General features: G+C 70.2%; 9 protein-coding genes. 5 read left to right on the top strand and 4 right to left on the bottom strand.

Annotated elements, in window-relative coordinates; genetic code table 11:
* Positions 1-189 precede the first annotated feature (189 nt).
* Complete coding sequence (locus tag Q0747_RS06675) at positions 190-1395, top strand: RNA polymerase sigma factor (RefSeq protein ID WP_298252844.1); 1206 nt, start codon at positions 190-192, stop codon at positions 1393-1395.
* A 142-nt stretch (positions 1396-1537) separates the two neighbouring features.
* Here the strand turns inward: Q0747_RS06675 and Q0747_RS06670 are convergent, their stop codons facing one another.
* On the bottom strand, positions 1538-1756 hold the full coding sequence (locus tag Q0747_RS06670) for a hypothetical protein (protein ID WP_298252842.1): 219 nt from the start codon (positions 1754-1756) through the stop codon (positions 1538-1540).
* A gap of 234 nt (positions 1757-1990) precedes the next feature.
* Between Q0747_RS06670 and Q0747_RS06665 the strand changes: the two genes are divergently transcribed.
* Positions 1991-4099 (top strand): type IIA DNA topoisomerase subunit B, encoded by a 2109-nt coding sequence (locus tag Q0747_RS06665; RefSeq protein WP_298252840.1) that lies wholly within the window; start codon positions 1991-1993, stop codon positions 4097-4099.
* A gap of 17 nt (positions 4100-4116) precedes the next feature.
* Here Q0747_RS06665 and Q0747_RS06660 read toward each other — a convergent pair whose 3' ends face one another.
* Positions 4117-5100 carry a M56 family metallopeptidase gene (locus Q0747_RS06660; protein WP_298252838.1) on the bottom strand — a complete coding sequence of 328 codons (984 nt, stop codon included), beginning with the start codon at positions 5098-5100 and terminating at the stop codon, positions 4117-4119.
* Between the two features lie 7 nt (positions 5101-5107).
* Positions 5108-5476 carry a BlaI/MecI/CopY family transcriptional regulator gene (locus Q0747_RS06655; protein WP_298252836.1) on the bottom strand — a complete coding sequence of 123 codons (369 nt, stop codon included), beginning with the start codon at positions 5474-5476 and terminating at the stop codon, positions 5108-5110.
* A 174-nt stretch (positions 5477-5650) separates the two neighbouring features.
* Here Q0747_RS06655 and Q0747_RS06650 point away from each other — a divergent pair, with 174 nt between their 5' ends.
* A complete protein-coding gene (locus tag Q0747_RS06650; protein ID WP_298252834.1) occupies positions 5651-6694 on the top strand; it encodes a GNAT family N-acetyltransferase in 1044 nt (347 codons plus the stop codon).
* A gap of 70 nt (positions 6695-6764) precedes the next feature.
* On the opposite strand, the gene Q0747_RS06645 is transcribed toward Q0747_RS06650, so the two are convergent.
* Positions 6765-9362 carry a DNA topoisomerase (ATP-hydrolyzing) subunit A gene (locus Q0747_RS06645; RefSeq protein ID WP_298252832.1) on the bottom strand — a complete coding sequence of 866 codons (2598 nt, stop codon included), beginning with the start codon at positions 9360-9362 and terminating at the stop codon, positions 6765-6767.
* A 122-nt stretch (positions 9363-9484) separates the two neighbouring features.
* On the opposite strand from Q0747_RS06645, the gene Q0747_RS06640 reads away from it, so the two are divergent.
* Together Q0747_RS06640 and Q0747_RS06635 are read left to right on the top strand one after the other, a co-directional pair.
* Complete coding sequence (locus tag Q0747_RS06640) at positions 9485-12226, top strand: bifunctional GNAT family N-acetyltransferase/acetate--CoA ligase family protein (protein WP_298252830.1); 2742 nt, start codon at positions 9485-9487, stop codon at positions 12224-12226.
* Between the two features lie 61 nt (positions 12227-12287).
* Entirely contained in the window at positions 12288-12962 is a 675-nt protein-coding gene (locus Q0747_RS06635) for a DUF5998 family protein (protein ID WP_298252827.1), read from the top strand.
* The last annotated feature ends 48 nt before the right edge of the window (positions 12963-13010 follow it).

The raw sequence follows: 13010 nt of genomic DNA, 5'->3' as shown, positions 1-13010 counted from the left end.
CGATGGCTGTGCGACCCGGGTTCGTCTCCTCCGAGCAGGAAGGATCCCGGGAATAGCCGGATCGGCAGAACGGTTCCACTGAGGAGCTGATCCTGCCGCTCCCCTCTGGTATCAGGCGCGGATTTGACAGGGTCATAGTGGTGTTGTCCCCCTGGTGGCGCCACACACCGTGCGTTCGAAAGGTTCTCTGTGTCGGTCAAGAAGACAGCAGCGCCGGCGTCGACAGACGCTGGCACCACCACCACCAAGCGACGGGTTGCGGCCAAGAAGCCCGCCACGAAGGCTGCTTCCTCCGCCGCTGCCGCGAAGGTGGCCGTCCCCGACACGCAGGGAACGGCCGAGACGGACGAGGAGACGGAACCGGCCGGTGTCGTCGAGACGGAGGACGTCAAGGCCGAGACGGCCGAGGCGGGCACCACGAGCGGTTTCGTGTACTCGGACGCCGACGACGACGATGCGCCTGCACAGCAGGTGGTCTCCGCCGGAGCGACGGCGGACCCCGTCAAGGACTACCTGAAGCAGATCGGCAAGGTCGCGCTGCTCAACGCCGAGCAGGAGGTGGATCTGGCCCTGCGCATCGAGGCGGGCCTCTTCGCCGAGGCGAAGATGAAAGCCGATCCCGACATGGATCCCAAGCTCAGGCGCGAGTTCGAGTTCGTCATCCACGACGGCAAGCGTGCCAAGAACCACCTCCTCGAGGCCAACCTCCGCCTCGTGGTCTCCCTCGCCAAGCGGTACACGGGACGCGGCATGCTGTTCCTGGACCTGATCCAGGAGGGCAACCTCGGCCTGATCCGCGCCGTCGAGAAGTTCGACTACACCAAGGGCTTCAAGTTCTCCACCTATGCCACCTGGTGGATCCGCCAGGCCATCACCCGCGCCATGGCGGACCAGGCCCGCACCATCCGCATCCCCGTCCACATGGTCGAGGTCATCAACAAGCTGGCCCGCGTGCAGCGGCAGATGCTCCAGGACCTCGGCCGCGAGCCGACGCCCGAGGAGCTCGCGCTCGAACTCGACATGACGCCCGAGAAGGTCGTCGAGGTGCAGAAGTACGGGCGGGAACCCATCTCGCTGCACACCCCCCTGGGTGAGGACGGCGATTCCGAGTTCGGTGATCTGATCGAGGACTCGGAGGCCGTCGTCCCGGCCGATGCCGTGAGCTTCACGCTCCTGCAGGAGCAGCTCCACTCCGTGCTCGACACGCTGTCGGAGCGGGAGGCGGGCGTGGTCGCGATGCGCTTCGGCCTCACGGACGGGCAGCCCAAGACCCTGGACGAGATAGGGAAGGTCTACGGCGTGACGCGCGAGCGCATCCGTCAGATCGAGTCGAAGACCATGTCGAAGCTGCGCCACCCGTCGCGGTCCCAGGTCCTCAGGGACTACCTGGACTGATCCACGGCACTCCGGCGCCGGCCCGTGCTCGGGACGGCGCCGGACCTCCGACGGTCCTTCGACGGGCCCAGAGCGAAATCCAGGCCCGACGACGAAAGCCCCCTCCGGATGGAGGGGGCTCTCGTGTGCTACGGGGCCGAGCTCAATCGGCGACGACGACCTTCTCGTGCAGTCGTTGCGTCTCGTCCTGCCACTCCGAGGTGATCGGCTTGAGATTCGCTTCTACTGCGCGCGCGTGATGGCCGCAGAACAGAAGCTCGCCACCGGAGGACTGAAGGACCGCCCGCACGTATGCCTGGGCGCCGCATCGGTCGCAGCGGTCCAGTGCCGTCAGTTCGCGAGTTGCTACTGCAGTGGTCATGAATGCCTCCTCATGTGGATCGTGTACTCATATAACCATCATTCGTCACCACTTCATCCCAGGCTTGGACCCCTTTCGCTCGGGGCGTACGAGCGCTAGGTCCGCGAGCCACCGGCACGGCGCACCACGGAGCGTGGCCCGGCGTGGTCGGAGCCGGGCCGTAGACTGGGGCGACCACCAGCACCCGCCGGGCACCTGCCCGGATCGTGCGAGTCTTCCGTCAAGGAGCTACTGATGACACCCCCCACCTCGGACTACACGGCCCGGCACCTGTCGGTCCTGGAGGGCCTCGAGGCGGTCCGCAAGCGGCCCGGGATGTACATCGGCTCCACGGACTCGCGCGGGCTGATGCACTGCCTCTGGGAGATCATCGACAACTCCGTGGACGAGGCGCTGGCGGGCTACGGCCAGAACATCGCCGTGATCCTCCACGGGGACGGCTCCGTCGAGATCCACGACGACGGTCGGGGGATCCCGGTGGACATCGAACCCAGGACGGGCCTGAGCGGCGTCGAGGTGGTCTTCACCAAGCTCCATGCCGGCGGCAAGTTCGGCGGCGGCTCCTACACGGCGTCGGGCGGCCTCCACGGTGTCGGCGCCAGCGTCGTCAACGCGCTCTCCTCCCGGCTCGACGTCTTCGTCGATCGCGGGAGCAAGACCTACGCCATGTCCTTCCGGCGTGGCGAGCCGGGCATCTTCAGGGACGGCAGGGTGGTCTCGCCCGAGGCCCCGTTCGACCCCTTCGTCGACGACTCCCGGCTCGAGGTCGTCGGGACCGCCAAGCGCGGCGTGACCGGGACGCGGCTGAGGTACTGGGCCGACCGCCAGATCTTCACCCCCGACGCGCGGTTCTCCTACGAGGAACTGCAGACCCGGGCGCGGCAGACCTCGTTCCTCGTCCCGGGACTGCGCATCACCCTGCGCGACGAACGCAGGCTGCCCGGAACCCCGGGCGAGGCGGGCCCGGTGGAGGAGGTGTTCCAGCACGACGGCGGCATCTCCGAGTACGCCGAGTTCCTGGCCCCCGACACGGCGATCACCGACGTCTGGCGCCTCCACGGCTCGGGACGCTTCACGGAGTCCGTGCCGGTCCTTGACGCGAGCGGACACAGCAGGATGGCCGAGGTGGAGCGGGACTGCGAGGTGGACATCGCCCTGCGCTGGGGCATCGGCTACGAGACGACACTGCGCAGCTACGTCAACATCATCGCCACCCCCAAGGGCGGCACGCACCAGAGCGGGTTCGAGCAGGCCCTGCTCAGGACGTTCCGCAAGGTCATCGGCGAGAATGCACGGAAGCTCAAGGCCGGCAGCGACAAGATCGAGAAGGACGACGTCTTCGCCGGCCTGACGGCCGTGCTCACCGTGCGTCTCGCGGAGCCGCAGTTCGAGGGCCAGACCAAGGAGATCCTGGGGACCTCCGCCGTCAGGGCCATCGTCACGAAGGTGGTAGAGAAGCAGCTGCAGGCGCAGCTGTCCTCCTCGGCGCGCAACGACAAGGCCCAGGCGAGCATTTTGCTGGAGAAGGTCGTCGCGGAGATGAAGTCCCGCATCTCGGCGCGCGTGCACAAGGAGACCCAGCGCCGCAAGAACGCCCTCGAGACCTCGACGATGCCGGCGAAGCTCGCGGACTGCCGCATCGACGATCCGGAGCGCTCCGAACTCTTCATCGTGGAGGGCGACAGCGCCCTCGGGACGGCCAAGAACGCGCGGTCCTCCGACTACCAGGCGCTGCTGCCCATCCGCGGCAAGATCCTGAACGTGCAGAAGGCCTCGGTGGGGGACATGCTCTCGAATGCCGAGTGCGCCGCCCTCATCCAGGTCATCGGTGCCGGCTCCGGCCGCAGCTTCCAGCTGGACGCCCGCCGCTACGGCAAGGTGATCCTCATGACCGACGCCGATGTGGACGGTGCGCACATCCGGACGCTCCTGCTGACCCTCTTCTTCCGGTACATGCGTCCCCTCGTCGAGGCCGGCCGCGTGTACGCGGCGGTCCCACCCCTGCACCGTGTCGAGGTGATCAACGGTGGATCGAAGGCCAACGAGATGATCTACACCTACTCGGAGGCGGAGCTGACCCGGCTCCTGGCCGCGATGGAGGAGCAGGGCCGGCGTTACAAGTCGCCGATCCAGCGCTACAAGGGGCTGGGGGAGATGGACGCGGACCAGCTCGCGGAGACGACCATGGATCCGCGGCACAGGACCCTGCGGCGGGTGCGCATCCAGGAGGCGGCCTCGGCCGAGCGGGTCTTCGGCCTGCTGATGGGCAGTGACGTGGCTCCGCGCAAGGACTTCATCGTGGCGGGCGCCTCGACCCTCGACCGCGAGCGGATCGACGCCTGAGCGGAGGGGGAGGAAGCTCAGCCCAGCATTTCCGGCATCACCAGGAGCACCGGTGGCACCACGAGGAGGAGACCGGCCGCGGACAGGGCGGCCGTCTGCTGGAGTCGGCGCAGGGGAGGCAGCGGTGCGAGGAGCCGTCGCACCCGGTGTGCCGTGGACCCGTCCCCGAGGGTCGACCTCGCCGGATCCGCCGTCGCGGCGTGGGGCCGGTCGGCAGCGGTGGAGCCGAGTTCGTCCCGGTCCGGGTGCACCTCGCCGGAGCCCACGATCACGATGGCCCGCACCAGCGTGGCCCGATCCACCCGCCGGAGGGCCTCGTCGTCGGCGAGCATCTCGATCAGCTCGCTGACGGCACGCTGGGCGAGCTGCGAGGTGGGCAGCCACGGCAGTGCGGATCTCCAGGCGGCGAAGGCCCACAGCAGGAGATGGTGACGCTGGTGGAGGTGGGCGTTCTCATGGGTGAGGACGGCATCGAGCTCGGCCTGGGTCAGCAGGTCCATGAGGCCGTCCGACATGACGGTCACCGAGTGCGCCCCGCCCGGGAGGCAGTAGGCCACGGGCGCCGGGTGGCTGATCACCACGGTGGCGGGCTGCTCGGTGGACGGGGAACTGAGCAGGGTCAGCATGTCCCGGTGCCGGGAGCGCTGGCGCCGGATGCGCACGAAGGTCAGCACCAGGGTGAACACCAGGTGGGCGAACAGGAGGACGGCGGCACTGACGGCGAAGACGTGCACCACGCCCAGCGTCCGCGCGGAGGCGTCGGTGAGCAGGAGCTCGAGGAAGCCCGCCGACGCCGCGACCAGGTTGTCCCCGAGGGGCTCGAGCCCCCACACCAGCAGGGCCCCGATCATCGACAGGCCACCGGCCAGGGCTATGGACTGCCACAGCACCATGGCGGTGAAGGGAGCCCGCGCCGTCCATGCGGCCCGGGAGAGCGCGATGGGCGCCGGCCAGGCGAGGACGATCGCGAGGGCCGCGAGCAGGTAGGAGGCCCAGAACACGGAGGGGTCAGCTGCCGCCGAGCAGGGTACGCAGCGTCTGGGCTTCCGCCTCCGAGACGCTTCCGATGAACCGGGCGAGGACGGCGTCGCGGTCGGGCGCGGTGACGAGCACCTCGTGCATGAGTTCCGCCGTGTGGTCCTCGCGGCTGGTCACGGCCCTGTAGCGGTGCGGGCGTATGTTGCGCTCACGCTCGACGAGGCCCTTCTTCTCCAGTCGTGACAGGACGGTGAGCACCGTGGTCACCGCGAGTTCGCGGCCCGTCTCCGGCGCAGGCACCTCGGCGATCGCGTCCCGCAGTTCGTTCGCCGTGGTCGAGTCCGTGGTCGCCCACAGCAGGTCCATCACCGTGCGTTCGAGGTCTCCGAGCGTTGCCATGTTCTTCCTTCGATCGCTCCGTGGTCCGGGCCCGCAGCGGGACCCGAGAGTCTCAATCTACAGCCTGGCGGCATCCGGTTCTACTCGATGTAGAAGTCTTGTGGACGGGAACGCCACGCCCGCCGCCGAGCACCAGCCGGGCCGACGCCGCAGACGCTGTCATACGCTGGATCCATGAGTACGTCCGACCCCTTCACGAGCAGTCCGCGCAGCGCTCCCGGCGCACCTGCACCAGATCTTCCTCCCCTCCTCCGATGGCGTCCGCTCACGCACGCGGACACCGATGCCTGGCTCGCCCTGACCCGGCGGATCGCCGCCGCGGACGAGCCGGACTGGGTGGAGCAGCGGGCCGATCTCGAGGAGGTGCTGCGCGCCTCCAAGAACGATGCCCGCCGGGACACCATGGCCGGATTCGACGCCGACGGCGTGCCGCGCGCCGTCGGACGCGTCTCCATGAACCCGGGATCGACCCTCGTGCACGGTGCCGGTGGCGTGGACCCGGCCTGGCGTCGGCATGGCCTCGGGAGGGCGGTGTTCACGTGGCAGACCTGGCGTGCACGTGAACGCCTCCGCGAGACCGACCAGGTGGTGGGGACCCTGCGGAACTACGTCGAGGAGCGCAACCCGTCCCACCTGGCCCTGCTGGAGGCGACCGGCAGCGAGATCGTGCGGTACTTCACCGAGATGACCAGGGCGCTGGACCAGCCGCTGCCCGAGCCGGTCTTCCCGCCCGAACTCGACCTCGTGAGCTTCGCCGACGGGGCCGGGAAGGACATCCCCGAACTCGTGAGGCTCGCCCACAACGACGCGTTCCGGGACCACTGGGGCAGCGAGCCCCGCGACCGGGAGTCGTGGCAGTTCACCATCGGCCACCCGGAGTTCCGCAGCGACTGGAGCCTGGCGCTGCTGGATCCCGAGAAGAACGAGGTCGTGGCCTATCAGCTGGCGAGCTTCGATCCTCAGTCCAGCGAGCTCCTCGGCCGCACCGAGGGCTACACGGATCTGCTCGGCGTGCGCCGCGCCTGGCGCGGTCGGGGGCTGGCGGAGGCCCTGCTGACCGAGGCGATGAGGCGGTACCGCTCGGCGGGCATGGAGAACGCCGGTCTCGGCGTGGACACGGAGAATCCCTCGGGTGCCCTCGGGCTCTACGAGCGCATGGGCTACCGTCCGACACAGCGCTCGATCGTGTTCGATCTCCCGCTGACGGTGGGCGGCTGAGAGCAGGCGGAGTCAGCACCACGGCTGTCGCCCGTCGTGCCGGGTCGACGCCGACGCGCGCCGGACCGGACTACAGCAGGAAGCCCTGACCGTCCTCCTGCAGGTCCGCCTCGGAGGCGGCGCCGGCGTCCTGGACACTGCTATCGCCGGCACTGCCCGAACCGACACTGCCCGAACCGACACTGCCCGATCCGACGAGTCCGAGCAGGGCGGGACCCACGGCGTCGATCCGCTGCGTGAGGGGGACACCCGAGCCGTCGCGCCGCCCGTGCTCGGTCGGCAGGGCGCGGGCAACACCGTTCGCCGACGCGGCCCTGGCGGGCCCGTGGCCCGCCCAGGCGAGGGACAGCGCGTCCTCACCGCGCAGGAAGCGGTGGGCCCGCACCCCGGCGGTGGCCCGACCCTTGAGCGGGAACTCACCGAGGTCGGTCACCTTCGCCGAGCCGGAGGCACCGGGAGTGTCGGCGGCCCCCGTTCCGGTCACGGTGACCACCACCGCCTGGTCGTCCCCGGCCGAGATCGCCCCGAAGTGCAGCACGGTGTCCTCCGCCGACAGCTTGATCCCCGTCATCCCGCCGGCCAGGCGGCCCTGCGCCCGCACGGCACCCGCCGGGAAGCGGAGGAGCTGCGCGAGTCGCGTCACGAAGACCAGCTCGTCCTCGTCGGCTGCGGTAGCGATTCCCACCACCGAGTCCTTCGGCTTCAGGGCGATGACCTCCCAGTCGTCCCGGTTCAGCGGGTACTCGGGCTGCACCCGCTTGACCACGCCCAGGGCCGTGCCGAGTGCGAGGACGGAGTCCAGCGCGGCCAGTCCGACGAGGCGCTCGCCCCGCTCGAGGGTGACGAACTCGCGGGAGGGGACACCGCCCGCCAGGTTCGGCGTCCCGGAGGTCGGCGGGAGCGCGGGCATGTCCACCACCTGCAGGCGGATCATCCGTCCGGCGGAGGTCACCGCACCCACCTCACCGCGTGCGGTCGAGGCGAGCACGGAGGTGAGGGCGTCGTGCTTGACGCGCTGCCCGTCGCCGAACGGTGCGCGGTCCGCAGTGCGCGCGAGCTGCCCGGACGCCGAGAGCAGTACCCAGCACGGATCGTCCGGCACCTCGAGCGGCAGGACGGCTTTCGACGCCCTGCCGGCGACCGGGAGCTGGTCGCGCACCGGTGCGGAGGCCTCCGACTCCAGCAGGACAGTGCGACGCGGGGTGGCGAACTTCGCGGACAGTCCGCCGAGTTCGTCGGAGACCACCGCGCGCAGTCGGTCCTCCGAGCCCAGGACGGCCTCCAGCTCCGCGATCTCGCGGAGCAGCTGCTGCTGCTCCTTCTCCAGCTCGATGCGCGAGTACTTGGTGAGTTGGCGCAGGCGCAGTTCCAGGATGTAGTCGGCCTGCACCTCGGAGAGATCGTAGACGGCCCGGAGCCGCGCCCGAGCGGCGGAGGACTCGTCCGAGGACCGGATGATCTGGATGACCTCGTCGATGTCGACGATCGCGATGAGCAGGCCCTCGACGAGGTGCAGCCGGTCACGCCTGCGCCGCAGCCGGTACGACGTCCGACGCCGTACCACCAGGATCCGGTGCGTGAGATAGACCTGCAGCAGCTCCACGAGCCCCAGAGTCCGGGGCTGGCCGTCCACCAGCGCCACGTTGTTGATGCCGAAGGAGTCCTCCATGGGCGTGAACCGGTAGAGCTGGTCCAGGACGGCGTGGGGGTTGAAGCCGTTCTTCAGCTCGATCACCAGCCGCAGACCGTGCGTCCGGTCCGAGAGGTCCACGATGTCCGAGACACCCTGCAGCTTCTTCGCGGTGACGGCATCCTTGATCTTCTCGATCACCTTCTCCGGCCCCACGGTATAGGGCAGTTCGGTGACCACGAGGCCGGTGCGGCGGGCGGAGAGCTGCTCCACGGCCACGGTGGCGCGGGTCCTGAAGGAACCCCGGCCGGTCGCGTACGCGTCGCGGATCCCGCCGAGCCCCACGATCCTCCCGCCGCTGGGCAGGTCCGGTCCCGGCACGATCCGCATCAGGTCCTCGAGCGGGGCCTCCGGGTGCTCGATCAGGTGGCGGGCCGCCGCCACGATCTCGCCGAGGTTGTGGGGTGCCATGTTGGTGGCCATGCCGACGGCGATCCCGCTGGCCCCGTTCACGAGCAGATTCGGGAAGGCCGCCGGCAGCACCTCGGGCTGGGTGAGCTGGTTGTCGTAGTTCGGGACGAAGTCGACGACGTCCTCGTCGAGATGGTCCGTCATGCTCAGGGCCGGTGCGGCGAGGCGTGCCTCGGTGTACCGGGCCGCCGCCGGGCCGTCGTCGAGCGAGCCGAAGTTGCCGTGACCGTCGATCAGCGGCAGCCGCAGCGAGAAGTCCTGGGCCATGCGCACCATGGCGTCGTAGATGGCGGTGTCCCCGTGCGGGTGGAGCTTGCCCATCACCTCGCCCACCACGCGCGCCGATTTCACGTGGCCGCGGTCCGGACGCAGCCCCATGTCGGTCATCATGTAGAGGATGCGCCGCTGCACCGGCTTGAGGCCGTCCCGGGCGTCGGGCAGTGCCCGGGAGTAGATCACCGAGTACGCGTACTCGAGGAAGGACTCCTCCATCTCGGTCTCGACGTCGATGTCGATGATCTTCTCGGTGTAGTCCTCCGGCGGTGCGGACTTCTGGCGCCTGGCCATATGCGTGGCGGTTCCTCAGCAACTCGTTGACGAAAGGGTGGCGTGGGCCTGCATCCGCGCGCCGCGGACGGCCCTGCACGCGATGCGACGCGCGATCGGGGGAGGCCGACTACCCTGAGTCTATGGTGACGGACGGACAATACCCCTCCTACTGGGAGGCCGATGTCATCCTCCGCGACGGCGGGACCGCCCATCTGAGGCCCATCTCCCCGGCGGACGCGGACGCCGTGCAGGCCTTCCACATCCGCCAGTCGCAGAATTCCATCTATCTCAGATTCTTCACCTACAAGGCCAAGCTCAGCGCCAGGGAGCTCAAGCGGTTCACCGAGGTGGACCACCGCGACCGGGTGGCGTTCGTCATCACCCGGGGCGCCGAGATCGTCGGCATCGGCCGCTACGACAGGCTCGACGACCCGCTCGAGGCCGAGGTGGCCTTCAACGTCTCCGACTCCTACCAGGGGCGCGGACTCGGCTCCATCCTCCTCGAGCATCTCGCCGCCGCGGCGCGGGAGAACGGGATCCGGCGCTTCTCCGCCGAGGTGCTCCCCGAGAACCGGAAGATGATCACCGTCTTCGCCGAGGCCGGCTACGAGGTCAACCGCCACTTCGACGACGGCGTCGTCATGCTCGGCTTCGACATCGACCCCACCCGCAGGTCGCGGGCCGTGATGGAGGCGCGCGAGCACCGCGCCGAGGCGCGCAGCATGGCCGAGCTGCTGACGCCGTCCTCGGTCGCTGTCATCGGCGCGAGCCGGGAGCGGGGGAGCGTGGGCCAGGCGCTGCTGGAGCACCTGCTCGACGGCGGCTTCACCGGCCGCGTGTTCGCGGTCAACCCGGAGGCCTTCGAACTGAACGGCATCGTCTCCCACGCCACGATCGGCGAGGTCCCGGAGCCCGTGGATCTGGCCGTCATCGCCGTGCCGCACGAACTGGTCGACACGGTGGTCGACGACTGCGCCCGCGCCGGGGTCAAGGGACTGCTCATCGCGACGGCCGGGTACGCCGACGACGACGACGGCCTGGTGCGCCAGCGCGCGCTCGTCCGGCGCGCCAGGGCCCACGGCATGCGCGTGGTGGGACCGGCGTCCCTGGGGCTGGTCAACACGGACCCTTCGATCCGGCTCAACGCCTCGATGGCACCCGGGCTGCCCGAGCGGGGTGCGCTGTCCCTGTTCAGCCAGTCCGCCGGTCTCGGGGTGCTCCTGTACGCCAGCGCCCACCGGCGCGGTCTCGGGGTCTCCTCGGTGATCTCGGCCGGCAACCGCGCCGATGTCTCCGGGAACGACGCCATGCAGTTCTGGGAGGACGATCCCACCACGCGCGCCGTGGGACTCTACTTCGAATCGATCGGCAATCCGCGCAAGTTCTCGCGGATCGCCCGGCGCCTCGCCCGGTCCAAACCCGTGATCGTCGCCAAGTCGGACGTCACGGGACTCCAGCTGCCCCCCGGCCACGCCGTGCGCACCTCGCAGGCGCCCCCGGGTGCCCTCGACGCGATGCTCCGGCAGTCGGGTGTGATGCGGGTCGAGACCACCGAGCAGCTGATGGACATCGCGCAGATCGTGGCGAGCCAGCCGCTGCCGCGCGGCTCCGGGGTGGCGGTCTTCAGCAACTCGTCGGCCCTCGGCAAGGTGGTCTCGGACGCCGTCGTGGCGCAGGGCATGACGGTGGCGCTGGTCGAGAGCTCGCTGCAGCTCGACACCGGCCGCTCCGTGGCCCTGCCCGTCCTGGCCGCCGCGGTGGCCGGAGCACTGGAGGACGACCGGGTCCACGCGGCGATCGTCACCACGCTCCCGGCCCGCGGGCTGACCGCCGAGTCGATCGCCGCGTGCCTGCAGCAGTGTTCCGAGGACGCCGGCAAGCCCGTGATCGGCTCCTTCACGGGCATCCTCGACGCAGCACTCCAGCTGGACGGGCTCGTGGCCGCGGCGCCGTCGTCCATCCGGCTGGAGGCGGACGCCGCGCAGGAGCAGCCGGAGGAGGCCGCGGCGCTGCCGCTGCAGCGCGGGCTGCCGTGCTTCCCGAGCCCGGGTGCGGCCCTCGCCGCGCTCGGGGCGGTGGTGCGGTACTCGCGGTGGCGCACACGCGACCACGGGGAGTTCGTGGACCCCGACGGTGTCGACGCCGAGGAGGCCTCGCGTCTGCTGGGCCGGGTCCGCACCCGCGTGGCGGACGTCGAACTCACGCACCTCTCCGCCGAGGAGTGCGGTGCGCTGCTGGGGTCCTACGGCATCGGGCTGCTGCCGTCCGCGCGGTTCTCCTCCGCGGACGAGGCCGTCGAGGCCGCGGCGCGCCTGGGCTGGCCCGTGGCCCTGAAGACGATGGACGAGCACCTGCGGCACCGGCTCGATCTGGGCGGGGTCCGCCTCAGTATCGACGACGCGCAGTCGCTGAGGGAGAACATCACCCAGATGGAGCGGGTCCTGGCGCCCTTCGGCAGTTTCGGCATGGAGGTCCAGTCCATGGCGCCCTCGGGGCAGGCCTGCAGCATCCAGGCGATCGAGGACCCGCTCATGGGACCCGTGGTGTCCTTCGGCCTCGCCGGCGACGCCGTCAACCTGCTGGACGACTGGGCGCATGCCGTGCCTCCCCTGAGCACCGGCGACGTCGCCGACCTGGTGCGGGCGCCGGGAGCCTCCCGCAAGCTCTTCGGCTACCAGGGCCTGCCGCCGGCGGATGTCGCGGCCCTCGAGGACCTCCTCGCGCGCGTGGCCCTGCTCAAGGACAACCACCCCGAGATCGCGCGGATCGACCTCACCCCGGTGCTCGCGGCGACATCCGGGCTGTGCGTCCTGAACGCGGCGATCGACGTCGGGAATCCCCGGCGCCGCACCGACAGCGCACGCCGGGCGATGCGGGACTGAGCGGACCTGCCCGAGGACCACGGTTAGGCACAGGGGCGTCCCGTGGGGGAAACTGGGGCACATGACCCCATCGCTCTCCGCCCAGCGGCGCGACCTCGACGCGTCCCTCGAACGTGCGGGCTTCTACCCGCGCCTGGTGGCCGACGTCGTGCACGACGCGCTCGACGGACGCGAGCCGCTGTCCCACGTGGCGCACCTCGAGACGCACTTCGAGCGGACCGAGGTGCACCGGCACATCACCGTGCTCGTGCTCACCGAGGACATGCTCGTCATCACCCACGTGGACGACCAGGAGCTCGACGAGAGCGGCGAGCAGGTGATGGCCCAGATCTCCACCGAGTCCGTCCCCGTCAGCCAGATCCGGTCCGTGGTGCTCAGCTATCTCTACGCCCAGCCGCAGGACTACAAGCCCAGCGACCAGGTCAGGGAGATGACCCTGGCCATCGCCTGGTCCGGCGGCCAGCGGCTCGATCTCGGGCCGGCCGGCTGCGGGGATCCCCAGTGCGAGGCGGATCACGGCTACACCGGCACCGTGGCCCAGGAGGACATCGTCCTGCGGGTCAGCGCCGAGGCCGACGGCGCGCAGGCCGTGCAGAACGCCAAGGCGTTCGCCCGGGCGCTGCGGAAGGTCAACACGGCCAGCCCCGTCTCCGGTGGTTACGCGGCCGGGCCGGAGGCGTCCGCCCGCCGTCAGCACGGGTTCGGCGGACGGTCCAACCGGACCCACCAGCGGTAGAGCCGCGTGACCTTCCTGCATCGGGAGCCTCTTCCGGCAGCGCCCGCG

This window comes from uncultured Arthrobacter sp. (assembly GCF_947493765.1).
Classification (GTDB): Bacteria; Actinomycetota; Actinomycetes; order Actinomycetales; family Micrococcaceae; genus Arthrobacter_D.
Note: the sequence above shows the minus strand (reverse complement) of the source record. Positions and strands in the feature narration are given on the sequence as shown.

Excerpts from the sequence above, each read along its gene's own strand:
- Q0747_RS06670 (WP_298252842.1), bottom strand. The coding sequence starts at position 1,756 with ATGACCACTGCAGTAGCAACTCGCGAACTGACGGCACTGGACCGCTGC.
- Q0747_RS06665 (WP_298252840.1), top strand. The coding sequence starts at position 1,991 with ATGACACCCCCCACCTCGGACTACACGGCCCGGCACCTGTCGGTCCTG.
- Q0747_RS06655 (WP_298252836.1), bottom strand. The coding sequence starts at position 5,476 with ATGGCAACGCTCGGAGACCTCGAACGCACGGTGATGGACCTGCTGTGG.
- Q0747_RS06650 (WP_298252834.1), top strand. The coding sequence starts at position 5,651 with ATGAGTACGTCCGACCCCTTCACGAGCAGTCCGCGCAGCGCTCCCGGC.
- Q0747_RS06645 (WP_298252832.1), bottom strand. The coding sequence starts at position 9,362 with ATGGCCAGGCGCCAGAAGTCCGCACCGCCGGAGGACTACACCGAGAAG.
- Q0747_RS06640 (WP_298252830.1), top strand. The coding sequence starts at position 9,485 with ATGGTGACGGACGGACAATACCCCTCCTACTGGGAGGCCGATGTCATC.
- Q0747_RS06635 (WP_298252827.1), top strand. The coding sequence starts at position 12,288 with ATGACCCCATCGCTCTCCGCCCAGCGGCGCGACCTCGACGCGTCCCTC.